Below are 21,258 nucleotides of genomic sequence, written 5' to 3'. Positions count from 1 at the left end.
CATGACTGAATCTTTTGCTCAACTCTTTGAAGAATCCTTAAAAGAAATCGAAACCCGCCCGGGTTCCATCGTTCGTGGTGTTGTTGTTGCTATCGACAAAGACGTAGTACTGGTTGACGCCGGTCTGAAATCTGAGTCTGCCATTCCGGCTGAGCAGTTCAAAAACGCCCAGGGCGAACTGGAAATCCAGGTTGGTGACGAAGTTGACGTTGCTCTGGATGCAGTAGAAGACGGCTTCGGTGAAACTCTGCTCTCTCGTGAGAAAGCTAAACGTCACGAAGCATGGATCACGCTGGAAAAAGCTTACGAAGATGCTGAAACTGTTACCGGTGTTATCAACGGCAAAGTTAAGGGTGGCTTCACTGTTGAGCTGAACGGTATTCGCGCGTTCCTGCCAGGTTCTCTGGTAGACGTTCGTCCGGTGCGTGACACTCTGCACCTGGAAGGCAAAGAGCTTGAATTCAAAGTAATCAAGCTGGACCAGAAACGTAACAACGTTGTGGTTTCTCGTCGTGCCGTTATCGAATCCGAAAACAGCGCAGAACGCGATCAGCTGCTGGAAAACCTGCAGGAAGGCATGGAAGTTAAAGGTATCGTTAAGAACCTCACTGACTACGGTGCATTCGTTGATCTGGGCGGCGTTGACGGCCTGCTGCACATCACTGATATGGCCTGGAAACGCGTTAAGCATCCGAGCGAAATCGTGAACGTTGGCGACGAAATCAACGTGAAAGTGCTGAAATTCGACCGCGAGCGTACCCGTGTATCCCTGGGCCTGAAACAGCTGGGCGAAGATCCGTGGGTTGCTATCGCTAAACGTTATCCGGAAGGTACCAAACTGACCGGTCGCGTGACCAACCTGACCGACTACGGCTGCTTCGTTGAAATCGAAGAAGGCGTTGAAGGCCTGGTTCACGTTTCCGAAATGGACTGGACCAACAAAAACATCCACCCGTCCAAAGTGGTTAACGTTGGCGACGTAGTGGAAGTGATGGTTCTGGATATCGACGAAGAACGTCGTCGTATCTCCTTAGGGTTGAAGCAGTGCAAATCTAACCCGTGGCAGCAGTTCGCAGAAACCCACAACAAGGGCGACCGCGTTGAAGGTAAAATCAAGTCTATCACTGACTTCGGTATCTTCATCGGCCTGGACGGCGGCATCGACGGCCTGGTTCACCTGTCTGACATCTCCTGGAACGTTGCAGGCGAAGAAGCAGTTCGTGAATACAAAAAAGGCGACGAAATCGCTGCAGTTGTTCTGCAGGTTGACGCAGAACGTGAACGTATCTCCCTGGGCGTTAAACAGCTCGCAGAAGATCCGTTCAACAACTGGGTTGCTCTGAACAAGAAAGGCGCTATCGTAACCGGTAAAGTCACTGCAGTTGACGCGAAAGGCGCAACCGTAGAACTGGCTGACGGCGTTGAAGGTTACCTGCGTGCTTCTGAAGCATCCCGTGACCGCGTTGAAGATGCGACTCTGGTTCTGAGCGTTGGCGACGACGTTGAAGCTAAATTCACCGGCGTTGATCGTAAAAACCGCGCAATCAGCCTGTCTGTTCGTGCGAAAGACGAAGCTGACGAGAAAGATGCCATCGCAACTGTTAACAAACAGGAAGATGCAAACTTCTCTAACAACGCAATGGCTGAAGCATTCAAAGCAGCTAAAGGCGAGTAATCCTCTGGAACTTCGGGCCTTTTAGTCCGAAGTATAACGAGATTACTTGACAGATTGCAGGTTTCGGCCTGTAATCAAGCACTAAGGGCGGCTACGGCCGCCCTTAATCAATCTCACGGCTGCAGCCAATTTGCCTTTAAGGAACCGGAGGAATCATGACCAAGTCAGAATTGATTGAAAGACTTGCAACCCAGCAATCTCACATTCCCGCTAAGGCGGTTGAAGACGCGGTAAAAGAGATGCTGGAGCATATGGCCTCGACTCTTGCGCAGGGCGAGCGTATTGAAATCCGCGGTTTCGGCAGTTTTTCTTTGCATTACCGCGCGCCTCGTACCGGACGTAACCCCAAGACCGGCGATAAAGTGGAACTGGAAGGAAAATACGTTCCTCACTTTAAACCGGGTAAAGAACTGCGCGATCGCGCCAATATTTACGGTTAAGTTTTAACGCAAAACTTGAACCCGAAAAAAGCACCGTCAGGGTGCTTTTTTCATTTATACGCCGTCAGGCGCAAACGCTATTCGACCGAAAACTGGAAAACGTTTCGCATTTTTTGCTGCGTCTTACATTTATCAGGTAAAAAACCTGGAATCCGCGCCGTATAGCACAAAATCCCCTCCAGACAATGGCGTCCTGAACCTGCACACTTTCCCGCACAGGGAGGTGTCTATGAAGATAACGACGGTCAGCGTATGCGTAGTATGCGGCATACTTCCGCTCATGATATTGCCAGTATTACCTGATACGTGGATTCTCGCGGTGCTGTTTTGTCTGGCATGTTTGCTTTGCCTCATACCCCATCACTATGCGCGCTACGCGGCATTAACCTTGCTCTTTTTCATGTGGGGGATATTTGCCGCCAGGCAGGCCATCTGGGCGGGAAACGTCCTGCCCGCCGCGACGCAGGAGGCGACAGTCGTCATTACTGCCACCGATCATATGACCACTCATTATGGGCGAATTACCCATTTGCATGGAAAGCCACTCTTTCCTGCTGTAGGGATTGTCCTGCATGGCCAGTACTTACCCACGGAAGTGTGTGCCGGACAGCAGTGGGCGATGACGCTGAAGGTCAGAGCGGTACACGGACAGCTTAACGAAGGCGGTTTTGATAGCCAGCGTTACGCGCTGGCGCAGCACCAACCGTTGACCGGGCGTTTTCTACAGGCTAAAGCGATTAACCCTGAGTGTAGCTTGCGTGGGCGCTATCTTGCTTCGCTTCGCGCTACGCTTGCGCCTTATCCGTGGCAGCAGGTTATTCTGGCGTTGGGAATGGGGGAGCGGGGAGCGGTGTCGCAGGAGGTGAAGGCCGTTATGCGCGATACGGGGACTGCCCATTTGATGGCGATTTCCGGCCTGCATATCGCTTTTGCTGCGTTATTGGCTGCCGGATTAATCCGTGGCGGACAATTCTTTTTGCCGGTCAGATGGATTCGTTGGCAGACGCCATTGCTGGGCGGCATTCTTTGCGCGATATGTTATGCCTGGCTTACCGGCTTACAACCGCCTGCGCTGCGCACGGTGGCGGCACTGAGCGTCTGGGGAGGATTAAAATTAAGCGGACGACAGTGGAGCGGCTGGCAAGTCTGGTGCTGCTGTCTGGCCGCGATTATTTTCGCCGATCCTGTGGCGGTTATATCACAAAGTCTTTGGCTGTCAGCATTTGCGGTTGCCGGCCTGTTATTCTGGTATCAGTGGTTTCCTGCGCCAAACGGAAATTTTCCACGAGGCTTACGCTGGTTGCTTAACCTGCTTCACCTACAGGCAGGCATTACACTTCTGCTTTTGCCTCTCCAGGTGGCGCTTTTTCATGGCATAAGCGTTACCGCAATGCTGGCGAATCTTTTTGCCGTACCTTGGGTCACATTTGTGACGGTTCCACTCATCCTGGCGGGAATGATTCTGCATTTAACCGGGCCGTTTTTTCTTGAAGAGTGGGTATGGTACCTGACCGATCGCGCGTTAGCCGCGCTATTTTACCTGTTGAATGCTTTACTGTAGGGCTGGGTGAATATTGATAACCGTTGGCAGTGGCTGACGCTTTTACCCTAGCTAACGCTTATCGCGTGGCGATTAAACGTCTGGCGTACCTGGCCGGCGGTCTGTTTATGCGGGTTATTGTTGATGAGCTGGCCACTCTGGCGGCCGATAAACGCCAGCGGATGGCAGGTGCATATGCTGGATGTCGGTCAGGGGCTGGCGATAGCGATCGTCAGGGGCGATAAAGTAATACTCTACGATACCGGTCGGGCATGGCCGGAGGGCGACAGCGGGCAACAGGTTATTATTCCCTGGTTGCGCTGGCATAATCTGACGCCGGAGGGCGTTATTTTGAGTCATGAGCATCTGGATCATCGGGGCGGGCTGCGTTCGCTACAGCAGGTCTGGCCGTCAATGTGGATTCGCAGCCCGTTAGGCTGGCAGGGACATTTGCCCTGTTTTCGCGGCGAGCAGTGGCAATGGCAGGGGCTAACGTTTCAGGCGCACTGGCCGTTACACGAAAGTGCCGATCGAGGAAATAACCGTTCTTGTGTGGTCAAAGTGGATGACGGTGTACATAGCATCCTGCTCACGGGCGATATCGAAGCGGGCGCTGAACAAAAAATGCTAAGTCGTTACTGGCGACATCTTGCGGCGACGTTTATCCAGGTGCCGCATCATGGTAGTAATACGTCGTCGTCGTTACCATTTATTCAGCGCGTACATGGTGAAGCGGCGCTGGCGTCCGCATCGCGCTATAACGCATGGCGGCTGCCGTCCCGCAAGGTAAAACAGCGCTACCGACAGCAGGCGTATCAGTGGTTTGATACACCCCACCAGGGGCAAATTTCGCTGCTGTTTTCTCCGCAGGGCTGGCGCATACAAGGCTTACGGGATCAAATTTTACCTCGCTGGTATCATTAGTGGTTTGGCGTGTCCGAGGATAACGGGTAGAATATGCGGCTATTTCAACAAATGCTGGTTTTTTGAATGCATAACGATAAAGATCTCTCTACGTGGCAGACCTTCCGCCGACTGTGGCCAACCATAGCGCCTTTTAAAGCAGGTCTGATCGTGGCGGGCATAGCGTTAATTCTCAACGCAGCCAGCGATACCTTCATGCTATCGCTCCTCAAGCCATTACTGGATGATGGTTTCGGTAAAACGGATCGCTCAGTGTTGCTGTGGATGCCGCTGGTGGTTATTGGGCTGATGATATTACGAGGCATCACTAGCTATATCTCCAGCTACTGTATTTCATGGGTGTCAGGCAAGGTGGTAATGACCATGCGCCGTCGCCTGTTTGGCCATATGATGGGAATGCCCGTCGCCTTCTTTGATAAACAGTCTACCGGTACGCTGCTGTCGCGTATTACATACGATTCAGAACAGGTTGCCTCTTCTTCATCTGGCGCGCTGATTACCGTGGTGCGTGAAGGGGCATCGATCATCGGATTGTTTATTATGATGTTCTATTACAGCTGGCAGCTGTCGATCATCCTGGTTGTTTTAGCGCCGATTGTGTCGATTGCGATTCGCGTTGTCTCAAAGCGGTTCCGCAGCATCAGTAAAAATATGCAGAACACGATGGGACAAGTGACTACCAGCGCTGAACAAATGCTGAAAGGACACAAAGAGGTACTGATTTTCGGCGGTCAGGAAGTCGAAACTAAACGCTTTGATAAAGTCAGCAATAAGATGCGACTGCAAGGCATGAAAATGGTCTCTGCCTCGTCAATTTCCGATCCTATCATTCAGCTCATTGCCTCGCTGGCGCTGGCGTTTGTTCTCTATGCTGCGAGCTTCCCAAGCGTAATGGATAGCCTGACGGCAGGGACCATCACGGTGGTGTTCTCCTCCATGATCGCGCTGATGCGTCCATTAAAATCGCTGACAAACGTTAACGCGCAGTTCCAGCGTGGGATGGCGGCTTGTCAGACGTTGTTTGCGATTCTGGACAGCGAACAGGAGAAAGATGAAGGTAAACGTGTCATTGACCGCGCGACCGGCGATCTCGAATTCCGCAATGTGACGTTTACTTACCCGGGCCGTGAAGTGCCGGCATTGCGTAACATCAATTTGAAAATTCCTGCCGGGAAAACCGTGGCGCTGGTGGGGCGTTCCGGATCGGGTAAATCAACTATCGCCAGTCTGATCACCCGTTTCTACGATATTGATGAAGGACACATCCTGATGGATGGTCACGATCTACGCGAATACACTCTGGCCTCTCTACGTAATCAGGTGGCGCTGGTTTCGCAAAACGTGCATCTGTTTAACGACACGGTCGCCAATAACATTGCTTATGCCCGGACGGAAGAATACAGCCGCGAGCAGATTGAAGAGGCGGCGCGCATGGCCTATGCCATGGACTTTATCAACAAGATGGATAATGGCCTGGATACCATCATCGGCGAAAACGGCGTACTGCTTTCCGGTGGTCAACGTCAGCGTATCGCGATTGCCCGCGCCTTACTGCGCGACAGCCCGATTCTGATCCTTGATGAAGCTACGTCCGCGCTGGATACCGAATCTGAACGTGCGATTCAGGCCGCGTTGGATGAGCTGCAGAAAAACCGTACCTCTCTGATGATTGCGCACCGTCTCTCCACCATCGAACAGGCGGATGAGATCGTTGTAGTCGAAGACGGTATTATCGTTGAGCGCGGCACTCATAGCGAGCTGCTGGCGCAACACGGCGTTTACGCCCAGCTACATAAGATGCAATTTGGCCAATGATTGCGCGTATCTGGTCGGGTGAATCCTCTCTATGGCGGTTACTGCTGCCGCTCTCCTGGCTGTATGGCCTGGTGAGCGGGGCGATTCGTCTGAGCTATAAGCTTGGTTTGAAACGCGCCTGGCGAGCGCCAGTACCGGTGGTTGTGGTAGGGAATCTTACGGCTGGCGGTAACGGTAAAACCCCCGTAGTCATTTGGCTGGTGGAAAAGCTGCAACAGCGTGGCGTGCGCGTGGGGGTCGTTTCCCGCGGCTACGGCGGGAAAGCTGCCGCTTATCCGCTACTTCTGACGCCGGAGACGACAACCGCAGAAGCGGGAGATGAACCGGTATTGATTTATCAACGGACCGGCGCGCCTGTCGCGGTAGCGCCTGAACGCGCCGCGGCGGTGAAAGCGATTCTGGCGGCGCATAATGTGCAGATTATTATCACCGACGATGGGTTGCAGCATTACCGACTCGCGCGAGATATTGAAATTGTGGTGATTGACGGGGTGCGCCGTTTTGGCAACGGCTGGTGGCTTCCTGCCGGTCCTATGCGCGAACGCGCCAGTCGCCTGAAAACCGTAGACGCCGCTATCGTGAATGGCGGCGTCGCCCGGGCGGGCGAAATCCCCATGCAGCTAGCGCCTGGACTGGCGGTGAACTTACGTACGGGAGCGCGTTGCGATGTGGCGCAACTGAGCAATATTGTGGCGATGGCGGGCATCGGTCATCCGCCGCGCTTTTTCGCCACGCTGGAAGCCTGTGGCGCGCATCCGCAAAAGTGCGTCCCGCTGGCCGATCATCAAACGCTCGCCCCTGCTGACGTTCAGGCGTTGGTCGGTGAAGGGCAGACCCTGGTAATGACGGAAAAAGACGCGGTGAAATGCCGTGCTTTTGCCGAAGATAACTGGTGGTTCTTACCGGTTGATGCGCGTTTGTCCGGTGAGCAGCCTGATAAGTTGCTTGAACATATCACCTCGCTGGTTCGCTAGCGTCCCCCAATGCAGCGGCAGTGATGAATTTATGGAGTCATGAATGTCATTGCCGTACCTTTCTCTTTCCCAGGCCCGGTGTCTTCACCTTGCTGCGCAGGGACTATTGAAAAAGCCGCGCCGTAACGCGCTGCCTGGCGATGTTCTTGCCGCCATCTCACGCATGGCGTTGCTGCAAATTGATACCATCAATGTTGTCGCACGTAGCCCCTATCTGGTGCTGTTTAGCCGTCTCGGTTCGTACCCGCAGGCCTGGCTGGATGAGGCGCTGCGACGCGGCGAGTTAATAGAATACTGGGCGCATGAGGCCTGTTTCTTACCACGCCGCGACTTTAAACTTATCCGCCATCGTATGCTGTCGCCGGAAAAGATGGGCTGGAAATATCGCGCGGCATGGATGCATGAGCACGCGGAAGAAATAGAACAGTTAGTGCGGCATATTCAGGAGCACGGTCCGGTGCGTTCTGCCGATTTTGAACATGCGCAGAAAGGCGCCAGCGGCTGGTGGGAATGGAAACCACATAAACGCCACCTTGAGGGTTTATTTACCGCCGGAAAAGTCATGGTTGTTGAGCGGCGTAATTTTCAACGCGTATATGATTTAACGCGCCGTGTGATGCCGCACTGGGATGATGAACGCGATGGACTGTCACAGCCGCAGGCGGAAAGCCTGATGCTGGATAATAGCGCGCGCAGTCTGGGGATTTTCCGTGAACAGTGGCTGGCGGATTACTACCGCCTGAAACGTCCTGACCTGAAAGGATGGCGGGAGAGCCGGGCGGAACAGCAGCAGATTATTCCGGTCGAGGTGGAAACGTTGGGGCGGATGTGGCTTCATGCCGATCTTCTTTCGCAGCTTGAACCGGCGCTAAATAACGCCTTAAAGGCGACCCATAGCGCAGTGCTGTCGCCTTTCGATCCTGTGGTATGGGATCGCAAGCGGGCAGCGCAGCTCTTCGCATTCGACTACCGGCTGGAATGTTATACGCCCGCGGCGAAGCGCCAGTACGGTTATTTTGTGCTGCCGCTATTATACCAGGGCCGTTTAGTCGGGCGAATGGACGCCAAAATGCACCGTAAAACGGGGGTGCTTGAGGTTATCTCGCTGTATCTGGAGGACGATATTCGCCCTGGCGTTAGTCTGCAAAAAGGAATCTGGCAGGCCATTAGCGCGTTTGCTGCCTGGCAACGAGCATCGCGCGTGACGCTGGGACAATGTCCGCCAGGCCTGTTTAGCGCCATGCGTCATGGCTGGGAAATAGACCCTGCACCATAACCGATTATGTTAATATTGAAGGATTCACAATCCGGTCCATCTGGAGGAACTATGGATCATCGTCTGCTTGAAATCATCGCCTGCCCGGTATGTAACGGCAAACTCTGGTATAACCAGGAACAGCAAGAATTAATTTGCAAACTGGATAATCTCGCTTTCCCGTTACGCGACGGCATTCCTGTATTGCTGGAAAATGAAGCTCGCGCCCTGACATCTGATGAGAGTAAATCATGAGTTTCGTCGTCATCATTCCGGCCCGTTTTTCATCTACCCGACTGCTAGGCAAACCATTAGTGGATATTAATGGTAAACCCATGATTGTTCATGTCCTGGAGCGGGCGCGCGAATCTGGCGCGGAACGCATTATTGTCGCGACCGATCATGAAGACGTGGCTCGTGCGGTAGAAGCGGCTGGCGGCGAAGTGTGCATGACGCGCGCCGATCACCAGTCCGGCACCGAACGGTTGGCGGAAGTGGTAGAGAAGTGCGGATTCAGCGACGATACCGTTATTGTGAACGTTCAGGGCGATGAGCCGATGATCCCGGCGGTTATTATTCGCCAGGTCGCGGAAAATCTGGCGCAGCGCCAGGTTGGCATGGCGACGCTGGCGGTGCCGATTCACAGCGCCGAAGAAGCGTTTAACCCGAATGCGGTAAAAGTCGTGCTGGATGCTGAAGGCTATGCGCTTTACTTTTCCCGGGCGACGATTCCCTGGGATCGCGATCGCTTTGCAAAAAGTCTGGAAACGGTAGGGGATGCTTGCCTTCGTCACCTGGGCATTTATGGCTATCGCGCGGGATTTATCCGCCGTTACGTGAGCTGGCAACCCAGCCCGCTGGAACATATTGAAATGCTGGAGCAACTCCGTGTGCTGTGGTACGGCGAAAAAATTCATGTCGCTGTCGCCAAAGCGGTGCCCGGCACGGGCGTAGACACCGCCGACGACCTGGAGCGCGTGCGCGCTGAAATGCGTTAACATGATCCTGTTCATGATCGTCTTAGACGGTCATGAACAGCGCGGTATGATAGCGCAAAGATGAATACTCACGTCTGCTCATCAGTGGCGGCTTTCTCGTACCGTTACGATTTTCCTCATTTTTCTTTTCTTCCCTTGATCTGATACGGGTGACATCTGTCCATACGACGCTCATTATTAAAGCAGTAGCACTAATGGGGGTAATCTGGAATGGAACAGTTGCGGGCCGAACTCAGTCATTTGTTGGGTGAAAAACTTAGCCGTATAGAGTGCGTGAATGAGAAAGCGGATTCCGCATTGTGGTCATTATATGACAGCCAGGGCATTCCGATGCCGCTGATGGCGCGAAGTTTTACTACTCCCGGTGTTGCGCAGCAACTGGCATGGAAAACCTCAATGCTGGCGCGTAGCGGTACGGTGAGGATGCCGGTAATCTATGGCGTATTGACGCATGAAGAGCATCCTGGTCCGGATGTGCTGCTACTGGAACGACTGCGCGGTGTGCCGGTCGAGGCGCCGGCGCGCACTCCGGAACGCTGGGAACAGCTAAAAGATCAGATTGTCGAAGGATTGTTAGCTTGGCATCGGCAGGATAGCCGCGGTTGCGTGGGCGCCGTAGACCATACTCAGGAGAATATCTGGCCTTCCTGGTATCGTCAGCGTGTGGAAGTGCTGTGGACGACGCTAAATCAGTTCAGCAATACCGGCCTGACGATGCAGGACAAACGCATTCTGTTTCGTACCAGAGAATGTCTTCCTTCGTTATTTGAAGGGTTTAACGACAACTGCGTACTGGTGCATGGCAACTTCTGCTTGCGCAGTATGCTTAAAGACGCCCGTAGCGATCAGCTTCTGGCGATGGTCGGCCCCGGGCTGATGCTGTGGGCGCCGAGAGAATTCGAACTGTTTCGCCTGATGGATAATCCATTGGCGGAGGGATTGCTTTGGCATTATCTGCAACGCGCGCCAGTGGCGGAGTCATTCATCTGGCGGCGTTGGCTCTATGTGCTGTGGGACGAGGTTGCGCAATTGGTCAATACCGGACGTTTTAACCGTACCAATTTTGATCTGGCGGCGAAATCATTACTCCCCTGGCTTGCCTGATATGCCTTTCAGCCATTGCCAAAGTCGCCCTAATGTTTCATACCCAGCGCGATCGCTGTGCATCAGCCAGACCGGGGACGGAATTGCCCGCTCCCAGGGATTGAGCGGCGAATCGATCGCCAACTGATTCGCCGGCGCGGGAAGCGGATTCAGCCCGGCATGCTGAAAGAAAATCATCGCACGCGGCAAATGCGAGGCGGAGGTTACCAGCAGGAAAGGCGCGTCGCCGATGGCCTGCTTAACGGCGGCGGCTTCTTCTTCCGTATCTTTTGGTTTATCCAACGTAATAATATCGCTACGCGGTACGCCCAGCGACTGCGCCACCCGCGCACTGACTTCCGCCGTGCTTACCGTATTGGTTTTTGCTACGCCGCCGGTAAAAATCAGCTTTGCTCCCGGATTCGCGCGCCACAGCCGGATGCCTTCCGCCAGCCGCGGCAAGCTGTTGTTAATTAAATTAGAGCTCGGCGCCCACTGCGGGTTCCAGGTATAGCCGCCGCCGAGAACCACAATATATTCCACCTGTTGCGGACCCTGCCAGGTAGGATAGCGGTTTTCTATTGGACGCAGCAGATGGTCAGAAACGGGTTGCAGGCTTAATAGCAATAGCGCCAGCCAACCTACGCTGATAAATACTTTTCCGGTTTTCTGAAAGCGGCTAAACCAGACTAGCGCCAGGCCGACGCCAATGATCAGCAACATCAGCGGAAGCGGCAATAACATACCGCCAATCACTTTCTTTAGTGTAAAAAGCATCCTTTTTGGTTCCTTTTTTAACCATATAGCGGAGGATTAACGGTGATATTACACCAGACAGGTTCATTCTCGCCGCGGCTGTGACAAAATAGCGGTTTTATCAGATAACGCCTGAGCCAGCCTGTGGAGAGTCCGATGCAGGATCGCAATTTTGATGACATTGCTGAAAAGTTTTCCCGTAACATTTACGGCACGACCAAAGGACAACTGCGGCAAGCCATTCTGTGGCAAGACCTGGATCGCGTGCTGGAGGAGATTGGCGGGCAAAAACTGTGGGTACTGGATGCCGGCGGCGGCGAAGGGCAAACGGCGATTAAGATGGCGGAACGCGGCCATCAGGTAACGTTATGCGATCTGTCTGGTGAAATGATCGCCCGCGCGCGGCAGGCGGCCGAGGCAAAAGGTGTGAGCAAAGACATGCATTTTATACAATGCCCGGCTCAGGACGTCGCTTCGCATTTGGAAAGCCCGGTTGATCTGATATTGTTTCATGCTGTGCTGGAGTGGGTAGCCGATCCTGTCGGCGTATTAGAAACGCTCTGGTCAGTATTGCGCCCTGGCGGCGCGCTGTCGTTGATGTTCTATAACGCTAACGGTTTGCTGATGCACAATATGGTGGCGGGTAATTTTGACTACGTGCAGGCGGGGATGCCTAAACGCAAGAAGCGCACGCTGTCGCCTGACTACCCGCGCGACCCCGCGCAGGTGTACCAGTGGCTGGAGGCGATTGGCTGGCAGATTACCGGTAAAACCGGCGTGCGTGTGTTTCATGATTATCTGCGTGAAAAACACCAGCAGCGTGACTGTTATGAGACCCTGGTCGAACTGGAAACGCGTTATTGCCGCCAGGAGCCGTATATTAGCCTTGGGCGCTACATTCATGTCACCGCGATTAAAAGCCCGGCGCTAGCCGCAGATGCAAGGATAACCTATGAGTGAATTTTCCCAGACAGTCCCCGAACTGGTTGCCTGGGCCAGAAAAAACGACTTTTCCATCTCGCTGCCGGTAGACAGACTTTCCTTTCTGCTGGCGGTCGCCACGTTGAACGGCGAACGCCTTGACGGCGAGATGAGTGAAGGCGAGCTGGTGGATGCATTCCGCCATGTGAGTGATGCGTTTGAGCAAACCAGCGAAACCATCGGCGTGCGCGCTAATAACGCGATTAACGATATGGTGCGTCAACGTCTGCTGAACCGCTTTACCAGCGAGCAGGCGGAAGGCAATGCGATTTACCGATTAACCCCGCTCGGGATTGGCATCACCGATTACTACATTCGTCAACGCGAATTCTCTACGCTGCGTCTTTCTATGCAGTTGTCGATTGTGGCCGGCGAATTGAAGCGCGCGGCGGATGCGGCAGCGGAGGGTGGCGATGAGTTCCACTGGCATCGCAACGTTTACGCGCCATTGAAATATTCGGTGGCGGAGATTTTCGACAGTATCGATCTCACCCAGCGCATCATGGATGAACAGCAGCAGCAGGTGAAAGACGATATCGCACAACTGCTGAATAAAGACTGGCGGGCGGCGATTTCCAGCTGTGAACTGCTGCTTTCCGAAACGTCCGGTACGCTGCGCGAATTGCAGGATACGCTGGAGGCGGCGGGCGATAAGCTGCAGGCTAACCTGCTGCGCATTCAGGATGCCACGATGACGCACGACGATCTGCATTTTGTCGACAGGCTGGTGTTTGACTTACAAAGTAAACTTGACCGCATTATCAGTTGGGGTCAACAGTCTATTGATTTATGGATCGGCTACGATCGTCACGTGCATAAATTTATCCGTACCGCGATCGATATGGATAAAAACCGTGTCTTCGCCCAGCGGTTGCGCCAGTCCGTGCAGACTTATTTTGACGATCCGTGGGCGCTAACCTACGCGAATGCCGATCGTCTGCTGGATATGCGCGATGAAGAGATGGCGTTGCGTGACGATGAAGTCACCGGGGAGTTGCCGCCGGATCTGGAATATGAAGAGTTTAACGAGATCCGCGAGCAGTTAGCGGCCATCATTGAAGAACAGCTGGCTATCTACAAAACCAGACAAACGCCACTGGATCTTGGGCTGGTGGTGCGCGAGTATCTGGCGCAATACCCGCGCGCGCGTCATTTCGACGTGGCGCGTATTGTTATCGATCAAGCGGTACGTCTTGGCGTAGCGCAAGCAGATTTCACCGGACTGCCAGCCAAATGGCAGCCGATTAATGATTACGGAGCCAAGGTACAGGCGCATGTCATTGACAAATATTGAACAAGTGATGCCGGTTAAGCTGGCGCAGGCGCTGGCGAATCCGTTATTTCCGGCGCTGGATAGCGCATTACGTTCGGGCCGCCACATCGGGCTGGACGAACTGGATAATCATGCCTTTCTGATGGATTTTCAGGAATACCTGGAAGAGTTTTACGCGCGTTATAACGTGGAACTGATTCGCGCGCCGGAGGGGTTCTTCTACCTGCGTCCGCGTTCTACCACGCTTATCCCGCGCTCGGTGTTATCCGAACTGGATATGATGGTCGGTAAAATTCTCTGCTACCTCTATCTTAGCCCGGAGCGTCTGGCCAACGAAGGGATCTTTACTCAGCAGGAGTTGTACGACGAGCTGCTTACCCTTGCGGACGAAGCCAAACTGCTAAAGCTGGTGAATAACCGCTCGACGGGATCTGACGTTGATCGTCAGAAACTGCAGGAAAAGGTGCGTTCTTCTTTAAACCGCCTGCGTCGTTTGGGCATGGTATGGTTTATGGGCCACGACAGCAGCAAATTCCGCATTACCGAATCGGTCTTCCGCTTTGGCGCGGATGTCCGCGCCGGCGACGATCCTCGCGAGGCGCAGCGTCGTCTCATCCGCGACGGGGAAGCGATGCCCATTGAAAACCATCTGCAACTTAATGATGAGACCGAAGAGAGTCAGCCGGACAGTGGAGAGGAAGAATAATGATTGAACGCGGTAAATTTCGCTCGCTAACGCTGATTAACTGGAACGGTTTTTTTGCCCGCACTTTTGACCTGGATGAACTGGTCACGACGTTATCCGGGGGCAACGGCGCCGGGAAATCCACGACGATGGCGGCGTTCGTCACGGCGCTGATCCCGGATCTTACATTACTGCACTTTCGTAACACCACGGAAGCCGGCGCCACCAGCGGTTCGCGTGATAAAGGTCTGCACGGTAAGCTGAAGGCGGGCGTCTGTTACTCCATGCTCGACACCATTAATTCCCGCCATCAGCGGGTGGTGGTCGGCGTGCGTCTGCAGCAGGTCGCTGGGCGCGATCGCAAAGTGGACATCAAACCGTTCGCTATTCAGGGGCTGCCGATGTCGGTACAGCCGACACAACTGGTGACGGAGACATTAAACGAACGTCAGGCGCGCGTACTGTCGCTTGCTGAGCTGAAAGACAAGCTTGACGAGATGGAAGGCGTGCAGTTTAAGCAGTTTAACTCCATCACCGATTATCATTCGCTGATGTTTGACTTAGGGATTATCGCCCGTCGTCTGCGCTCCGCTTCCGATCGTAGTAAATTCTATCGTTTGATAGAGGCCTCGCTGTACGGCGGGATCTCCAGCGCCATTACCCGATCGCTACGCGATTATTTATTGCCGGAAAACAGCGGCGTGCGCAAGGCGTTCCAGGATATGGAAGCGGCGCTGCGCGAGAACCGACTCACGCTGGAAGCGATTCGTGTTACCCAATCCGATCGCGATCTGTTTAAGCATTTGATCAGCGAAGCCACCGATTATGTGGCGGCGGATTATATGCGTCACGCTAATGAGCGTCGGGTTCACCTTGATCAGGCGTTGGCGTTTCGACGCGAACTGTACACATCGCGCAAACAACTGGCGGCGGAGCAGTACAAGCACGTCGATATGGCCCGTGAGTTGGGCGAACATAACGGTGCCGAAGGTTCTCTTGAGGCGGATTACCAGGCGGCGAGCGATCACCTGAATCTGGTGCAAACCGCGCTGCGCCAGCAGGAAAAAATTGAACGCTACGAAGCGGATCTTGAAGAGCTGCAGATTCGACTCGAAGAGCAAAACGAAGTGGTGGCGGAAGCCGCCGAAATGCAGGACGAAAATGAAGCGCGTGCCGAAGCCGCCGAGCTGGAAGTCGATGAACTCAAAAGCCAGCTTGCGGATTACCAGCAGGCGCTGGATGTACAGCAAACGCGCGCGATTCAGTATAACCAGGCGATATCAGCGCTCGCCCGCGCTAAAGAACTTTGCCATCTGCCGGATCTAACGCCGGAAAGCGCCGCCGAATGGCTGGATACTTTCCAGGCAAAAGAGCAGGAAGCTACGGAAAAACTGCTGTCGTTGGAACAAAAAATGAGCGTGGCGCAAACCGCGCACAGTCAGTTTGAGCAGGCTTATCAGCTGGTAGCGGCGATCAACGGCCCGCTGGCGCGTAGCGAAGCCTGGGACGTGGCGCGCGAGCTGTTACGGGACGGCGTGAACCAGCGTCATCTGGCGGAACAGGTACAGCCGTTGCGGATGCGCCTGAGCGAACTGGAACAGCGGCTGCGCGAGCAGCAAGAGGCGGAACGTCTGCTGGCTGAGTTCTGTAAGCGACAGGGCAAAAATTTTGATATTGACGAACTGGAAGCGCTGCATCAGGAGCTGGAAGCCCGCATAGCGTCCTTGTCTGATAGCGTATCGTCAGCCAGCGAACAGCGTATGGCCTTGCGTCAGGAACAGGAACAGCTGCAATCCCGTATCCAGCATCTGATGCAACGCGCTCCTGTCTGGCTGGCGGCGCAGAATAGCCTGAACCAGCTTAGCGAACAGTGCGGCGAGGAGTTTACGTCCAGCCAGGAAGTGACCGAATACCTGCAACAGCTACTGGAGCGTGAGCGCGAAGCCATTGTCGAACGCGACGAAGTGGGCGCGCGTAAAAATGCGGTTGATGAAGAGATCGAACGTTTAAGCCAGCCGGGCGGCGCGGAAGACCAGCGTTTGAATGCGCTGGCGGAGCGTTTTGGCGGGGTACTGCTGTCGGAAATCTACGATGATGTCAGCCTTGAAGATGCGCCGTACTTTTCCGCACTGTATGGTCCGTCGCGCCATGCGATCGTCGTACCGGATTTATCGCAAATAGCCGAACAGCTTGAAGGTCTGACCGACTGCCCGGAAGATCTGTACCTGATCGAAGGCGATCCGCAGTCTTTTGATGACAGCGTATTCAGCGTTGACGAGCTGGAAAAGGCGGTGGTCGTGAAAATTGCCGACCGTCAGTGGCGTTATTCGCGTTTTCCGTCGCTGCCTATTTTTGGCCGTGCGGCGCGCGAGAACCGTATTGAAAGTCTCCATGCGGAACGGGAAGTGCTTTCCGAGCGCTTTGCCACGCTCTCGTTTGACGTGCAGAAAACCCAGCGTTTGCACCAGGCGTTCAGCCGTTTTATCGGTAGCCACCTTTCTGTTGCCTTTGAGGACGATCCGGAAGCGGAAATTCGCCGACTGAACGGGCGTCGCGTCGAGCTGGAGCGCGCGCTGGCGACGCATGAAAGCGACAACCAGCAGCAGCGCCTTCAGTTTGAGCAGGCCAAAGAGGGCGTTTCCGCGCTTAACCGTTTGCTGCCGCGGCTGAATTTATTGGCCGATGAAACGCTGGCCGATCGGGGCGATGAAATTCAGGAGCGGTTGGATGAGGCGCAGGAAGCGGCGCGATTTGTGCAGCAATATGGAAACCAGTTAGCCAAACTGGAGCCAGTAGTTTCCGTTCTGCAAAGCGATCCGGAACAGTTTGAGCAATTAAAAGAAGACTATGCATGGTCGCAGCAAATGCAGCGCGACGCGCGCCAGCAGGCTTTTGCTCTGGCTGAAGTTGTCGAACGTCGGGCGCATTTCAGCTATTCCGACTCGGCGGAAATGCTGAGCGGCAACAGCGATCTCAACGAAAAGCTGCGCCAGCGGCTGGAGCAGGCGGAAGCCGAGCGTACCCGCGCCCGCGAAGCGCTGCGCAGCCATGCCGCGCAGTTAAGTCAGTACAGCCAGGTTCTGGTCTCGCTAAAAAGCTCTTACGACACGAAAAAAGAGCTGCTTAACGATTTGCAGCGCGAATTACAGGATATTGGCGTTCGCGCCGACAGCGGGGCGGAAGAGCGCGCCCGCCAGCGTCGGGATGAACTGCACGCTCAGTTGAGCAATAACCGTTCGCGTCGCAATCAGCTTGAGAAAGCGCTCACCTTCTGCGAAGCGGAGATGGAGAACCTGACCCGTAAGCTGCGCAAGCTGGAGCGTGATTATCATGAAATGCGCGAGCAGGTTGTGACCGCGAAAGCCGGCTGGTGCGCAGTCATGCGGATGGTGAAAGACAATGGCGTGGAACGCCGTCTGCACCGTCGTGAGCTGGCTTATCTGTCGGCGGATGAACTGCGCTCCATGTCGGATAAGGCGTTGGGCGCGCTGCGCCTGGCCGTCGCGGATAACGAACATTTACGCGACGTATTGCGCCTGTCGGAAGATCCGAAACGCCCGGAACGTAAAATCCAGTTCTTTGTGGCCGTTTACCAGCATCTGCGCGAACGTATTCGTCAGGATATTATTCGTACCGACGATCCGGTTGAAGCCATTGAACAAATGGAGATTGAGCTGAGCCGTCTGACGGAAGAGCTGACATCGCGTGAGCAAAAGCTGGCGATCAGTTCCCGCAGCGTGGCAAACATTATCCGCAAGACTATCCAGCGTGAGCAGAACCGTATCCGTATGCTGAACCAGGGGTTGCAAAGCGTCTCGTTTGGCCAGGTGAATAGCGTGCGGTTAAACGTCAACGTGCGTGAAACGCATGCCACCTTGCTGGATGTGCTTTCAGAACAGCAGGAGCAGCACCAGGATCTGTTTAACAGCAATCGTCTGACCTTCTCCGAAGCGCTGGCGAAACTGTACCAGCGTCTGAATCCGCAGATCGATATGGGGCAACGCACGCCGCAGACCATCGGCGAGGAGCTGCTGGACTACCGTAACTATCTGGAAATGGAAGTTGAAGTTAACCGTGGGTCCGACGGCTGGCTGCGTGCGGAATCCGGCGCGCTATCAACGGGGGAAGCTATCGGGACCGGGATGTCAATTCTGGTGATGGTGGTGCAAAGCTGGGAAGACGAAGCGCGCAGACTGCGCGGGAAAGATATTTCGCCATGTCGCCTGCTGTTCCTCGATGAAGCGGCGCGTCTGGATGCGCGCTCTATCGCCACGCTGTTTGAACTATGTGAACGTTTGCAGATGCAGCTCATCATCGCTGCGCCGGAAAACATCAGTCCGGAGAAGGGCACGACCTATAAGCTGGTGCGTAAAGTGTTTCAGAATACTGAGCATGTTCATGTTGTCGGGCTGCGTGGCTTTGCGCCGCAGCTTCCGGAAACGCTTCCCGGTACGCAAACGGAAGATACGCCTTCAGAAGCGAGCTAAATACGGCAGAAACGATGAAGTGCCCGATGGCGCCTCGCTTATCAGGCAAGGCCGGATAAGTCGGTTACGCCGCCATCCGGCACAACAAGTTCTGCTTTATCATTAGCCTGGGGCGGCGAAAGCCGCCTTTTTCTTTATCTGAAAAATCTCTCCGGGTAGTGCATTTTCTTTAAACTTCTTTACATTAGGTTAGGCAAAAACGTAACGAACTTTATATACTGGAGTTAAGCCTGACGAGTGAGCAGGCTGACTCGTCATACTAAACAAAAGCATTGGTTGAGGTTGACCCCCGCTGCGGGCAGCACAGTCATGCGGAGTATGATAACGAAAACAGGGGGCAAGGGATGTTGCTTAATAAGATGTGTGGTCGTTGTCTGTCGGCAATCAGTTTATGCCTGGCCGTAACATTCGCTCCACTGTTCAATGCGCAGGCCGATGAGCCTGAAATGATACCTGGCGATAGCGCCGTTGCCGCGACGGGTCAGGCTGGGTCGCAGAAGCAATCAGCCGCGACGGCGATTCTGGCCGGGATTCAGCCGCTGCCGGAGGGCGTTTCAGCCGAGAAAGTTCGGGCTGATTTACAGTCGCAGCTTCCTTCCGGCTATACGCCGGTCTATATGAGCCAGCTGACATTGCTGTATGCCGCGCGCGACATGAAGCCCATGTGGGATAATCGCGATGCGGTGAAAGCCTTCCAGCAACAGTTGGCGGAGGTGGCGATTGCCGGATTCCAGCCGCAGTTTACCGCCTGGGTGGCATTGTTGACCGATCCCGCCGTAAACGGTATGGCGCGCGATGTTGTGTTGTCAGACGCCATGATGGGCTATCTCCATTTCATTGCGAATATCCCCGTCAAAGGCCAGCGCTGGTTATATAGCAACAAACCTTACGCATTGGCGACGCCGCCAGTCTCGGTGATTAACCAGTGGCAAATCGCGCTGGAAGAGGGGCAGTTGCCGATGTTTGTCGCCAGCCTGGCGCCGCAGCACCCACAGTATGCGCCCATGCATGACGCACTGCTGAAGCTGGTGGCGGACTCTCGCCCGTGGCCGCAGTTGGCCAATACCGCGACGCTGCGCCCGGGGCAATGGAGTAACGATGTGCCTGCGCTGCGCGAAATATTACAGCGTACGGGGATGCTGGATGGCGGTCCAAAGATAGCCTTACCCGGCGATAACACTGCTGATAGTGCCGTCGTCAGCCCCTCCGCCGCGATAGTCGAAACATCGGTGGCGCAGCCGGTCGACGAACCAACGGCCCGCCGTAGTAAGTCGGCTCCGGCGGCACGCGCCTACGATCGTGAACTGGTCGAGGCGGTAAAGCGTTTTCAGGCATGGCAAGGGCTGGGGGCGGATGGCGTTATTGGCCCGGCGACGCGTAACTGGCTTAATATGACCCCCGCGCAACGCGCAGGCGTACTGGCACTGAATATCCAACGTTTACGCCTGCTGCCGGCGGAACTCTCTACCGGTATTATGGTAAACATTCCCGCTTATTCGCTGGTCTACTATCAGAATGGCAACCAGGTGCTGGCTTCGAGGGTGATCGTCGGGCGTCCCGATCGTAAAACGCCGATGATGAGCAGCGCGCTGAATAATGTGGTGGTGAACCCGCCGTGGAACGTTCCGCCCACGCTTGCGCGTAAAGACATTTTACCGAAGGTGTGGAATGACCCAGGCTATCTGGAGCGCCATGGCTACACCGTGATGCGCGGCTGGAACAGCAAAGAAGCGATCGATCCGTGGCAGGTTGACTGGACCACCATTACGCCATCGAATCTTCCGTTCCGTTTCCAGCAGGCGCCAGGCGCGCACAATTCGCTGGGGCGTTATAAATTTAATATGCCGAGCTCAGATGCGATCTATCTGCACGATACGCCTAACCATACTCTCTTTCAGCGTGACGCCAGGGCGTTAAGTTCCGGCTGCGTGCGGGTCAATAAGGCCTCTGAACTGGCGAATATGCTCTTGCAGGATGCTGGCTGGAACGATGCGCGGATCTCAGGCGCCCTGAAGCAAGGCGACACGCGGTATGTCAATATCCGGCAGAACATTCCAGTAAATCTTTACTATCTGACCGCGTTTGTCGGCGCAGATGGACGTATGCAATATCGTACAGATATTTACAATTACGATCTCACAGCGCGATCCAGCGCACAAATTGTGCCAAAGGTTGAACAATTAATCAGGTAAATGAAGAAGTTCTGGTAAATATGTTGTCCTAATGTTTGGCTTCAACGGGGCGTTTCGCTGTAGACCCCCGTTGTGGCTGGGGGAGGGCCATCTTGACGCGGGCTTTATCGGCAGTTAAGGTGCCTTTCGTGCGCCAGAAGTGCATATACAATAACCTTTAAGTCGACCGGGCCGTTCAGA

At 54.5% G+C, this 21,258-nt stretch carries 14 protein-coding genes and 1 pseudogene; 14 read left to right on the top strand and 1 reads right to left on the bottom strand.

Going from position 1 to position 21,258, the window contains the following annotated elements:
* Nucleotide 1: 1 nt before the first annotated feature.
* The 9 genes and pseudogenes from rpsA (at nt 2) to J4685_RS16940 (ending at nt 10,725) form a co-directional block, all read left to right on the top strand.
* Entirely contained in the window at nt 2-1,675 is a 1,674-nt protein-coding gene (gene rpsA / locus J4685_RS16980) for a 30S ribosomal protein S1 (RefSeq protein WP_000140324.1), read from the top strand.
* Between the two features lie 155 nt (nt 1,676-1,830).
* Nucleotides 1,831-2,115, top strand: coding sequence for an integration host factor subunit beta (gene ihfB, locus J4685_RS16975; RefSeq protein WP_000167332.1), 285 nt, complete (start codon nt 1,831-1,833; stop codon nt 2,113-2,115).
* 229 nt (nt 2,116-2,344) lie between these two features.
* A pseudogene (locus J4685_RS16970) lies at nt 2,345-4,579 on the top strand (ComEC family protein).
* A 66-nt stretch (nt 4,580-4,645) separates the two neighbouring features.
* Nucleotides 4,646-6,394 carry a lipid A ABC transporter ATP-binding protein/permease MsbA gene (gene msbA / locus J4685_RS16965; protein ID WP_000551245.1) on the top strand — a complete coding sequence of 583 codons (1,749 nt, stop codon included), beginning with the start codon at nt 4,646-4,648 and terminating at the stop codon, nt 6,392-6,394.
* Nucleotides 6,391-7,368, top strand: coding sequence for a tetraacyldisaccharide 4'-kinase (lpxK, locus tag J4685_RS16960; protein ID WP_000561702.1), 978 nt, complete (start codon nt 6,391-6,393; stop codon nt 7,366-7,368). Before msbA ends, lpxK begins: the two co-directional genes overlap by 4 nt.
* A gap of 43 nt (nt 7,369-7,411) precedes the next feature.
* Complete coding sequence (locus tag J4685_RS16955) at nt 7,412-8,644, top strand: winged helix-turn-helix domain-containing protein (RefSeq protein WP_000056909.1); 1,233 nt, start codon at nt 7,412-7,414, stop codon at nt 8,642-8,644.
* 51 nt (nt 8,645-8,695) lie between these two features.
* Nucleotides 8,696-8,878 (top strand): protein YcaR, encoded by a 183-nt coding sequence (ycaR, locus tag J4685_RS16950; protein ID WP_000350061.1) that lies wholly within the window; start codon nt 8,696-8,698, stop codon nt 8,876-8,878.
* Nucleotides 8,875-9,621 carry a 3-deoxy-manno-octulosonate cytidylyltransferase gene (gene kdsB / locus J4685_RS16945; RefSeq protein WP_000011567.1) on the top strand — a complete coding sequence of 249 codons (747 nt, stop codon included), beginning with the start codon at nt 8,875-8,877 and terminating at the stop codon, nt 9,619-9,621. Before ycaR ends, kdsB begins: the two co-directional genes overlap by 4 nt.
* 210 nt (nt 9,622-9,831) lie before the next feature.
* On the top strand, nt 9,832-10,725 hold the full coding sequence (locus tag J4685_RS16940) for a YcbJ family phosphotransferase (protein WP_000436888.1): 894 nt from the start codon (nt 9,832-9,834) through the stop codon (nt 10,723-10,725).
* Here J4685_RS16940 and elyC read toward each other — a convergent pair.
* Nucleotides 10,705-11,481, bottom strand: a complete 777-nt coding sequence (elyC, locus tag J4685_RS16935; RefSeq protein ID WP_000899557.1) for an envelope biogenesis factor ElyC — start codon at nt 11,479-11,481, stop codon at nt 10,705-10,707. The genes J4685_RS16940 and elyC overlap by 21 nt on opposite strands.
* 135 nt (nt 11,482-11,616) lie before the next feature.
* On the opposite strand from elyC, the gene cmoM reads away from it, so the two are divergent.
* The 5 genes from cmoM (at nt 11,617) to ldtD (ending at nt 21,078) form a co-directional block, all read left to right on the top strand.
* Nucleotides 11,617-12,420 (top strand): tRNA uridine 5-oxyacetic acid(34) methyltransferase CmoM, encoded by an 804-nt coding sequence (gene cmoM / locus J4685_RS16930; RefSeq protein WP_001154017.1) that lies wholly within the window; start codon nt 11,617-11,619, stop codon nt 12,418-12,420.
* The gene (gene mukF / locus J4685_RS16925) at nt 12,413-13,735 is read left to right on the top strand and encodes a chromosome partition protein MukF (protein WP_001288828.1); all 1,323 of its coding nucleotides are present in this window, start codon (nt 12,413-12,415) and stop codon (nt 13,733-13,735) included. The genes cmoM and mukF overlap by 8 nt, the downstream gene beginning before the upstream one ends.
* The gene (gene mukE, locus J4685_RS16920) at nt 13,716-14,420 is read left to right on the top strand and encodes a chromosome partition protein MukE (RefSeq protein ID WP_000060025.1); all 705 of its coding nucleotides are present in this window, start codon (nt 13,716-13,718) and stop codon (nt 14,418-14,420) included. Before mukF ends, mukE begins: the two co-directional genes overlap by 20 nt.
* Nucleotides 14,420-18,886: a chromosome partition protein MukB gene (gene mukB / locus J4685_RS16915; RefSeq protein ID WP_000572734.1), complete on the top strand. Its 4,467-nt coding sequence runs from the start codon at nt 14,420-14,422 to the stop codon at nt 18,884-18,886. Before mukE ends, mukB begins: the two co-directional genes overlap by 1 nt.
* 344 nt (nt 18,887-19,230) lie before the next feature.
* A complete protein-coding gene (ldtD, locus tag J4685_RS16910; RefSeq protein ID WP_000925901.1) occupies nt 19,231-21,078 on the top strand; it encodes a L,D-transpeptidase in 1,848 nt (615 codons plus the stop codon).
* Nucleotides 21,079-21,258: the final 180 nt, after the last annotated feature.

The organism is Salmonella sp. 32100201201700099SM, from assembly GCF_017572645.1.
GTDB lineage: Bacteria > Pseudomonadota > Gammaproteobacteria > Enterobacterales > Enterobacteriaceae > Salmonella > Salmonella enterica.
The sequence above is the reverse complement of the archived record's forward strand: the minus strand, read 5'-3'. Positions and strand labels throughout refer to the sequence as shown.

Coding starts and splice junctions, on each gene's coding strand:
- ldtD (WP_000925901.1), top strand. CDS start 19,231: ATGTTGCTTAATAAGATGTGTGGTCGTTGTCTGTCGGCAATCAGTTTA.
- mukE (WP_000060025.1), top strand. CDS start 13,716: ATGTCATTGACAAATATTGAACAAGTGATGCCGGTTAAGCTGGCGCAG.
- rpsA (WP_000140324.1), top strand. CDS start 2: ATGACTGAATCTTTTGCTCAACTCTTTGAAGAATCCTTAAAAGAAATC.
- mukB (WP_000572734.1), top strand. CDS start 14,420: ATGATTGAACGCGGTAAATTTCGCTCGCTAACGCTGATTAACTGGAAC.
- cmoM (WP_001154017.1), top strand. CDS start 11,617: ATGCAGGATCGCAATTTTGATGACATTGCTGAAAAGTTTTCCCGTAAC.
- J4685_RS16940 (WP_000436888.1), top strand. CDS start 9,832: ATGGAACAGTTGCGGGCCGAACTCAGTCATTTGTTGGGTGAAAAACTT.
- ycaR (WP_000350061.1), top strand. CDS start 8,696: ATGGATCATCGTCTGCTTGAAATCATCGCCTGCCCGGTATGTAACGGC.
- ihfB (WP_000167332.1), top strand. CDS start 1,831: ATGACCAAGTCAGAATTGATTGAAAGACTTGCAACCCAGCAATCTCAC.
- J4685_RS16955 (WP_000056909.1), top strand. CDS start 7,412: ATGTCATTGCCGTACCTTTCTCTTTCCCAGGCCCGGTGTCTTCACCTT.
- mukF (WP_001288828.1), top strand. CDS start 12,413: ATGAGTGAATTTTCCCAGACAGTCCCCGAACTGGTTGCCTGGGCCAGA.
- kdsB (WP_000011567.1), top strand. CDS start 8,875: ATGAGTTTCGTCGTCATCATTCCGGCCCGTTTTTCATCTACCCGACTG.
- lpxK (WP_000561702.1), top strand. CDS start 6,391: ATGATTGCGCGTATCTGGTCGGGTGAATCCTCTCTATGGCGGTTACTG.
- msbA (WP_000551245.1), top strand. CDS start 4,646: ATGCATAACGATAAAGATCTCTCTACGTGGCAGACCTTCCGCCGACTG.
- elyC (WP_000899557.1), bottom strand. CDS start 11,481: ATGCTTTTTACACTAAAGAAAGTGATTGGCGGTATGTTATTGCCGCTT.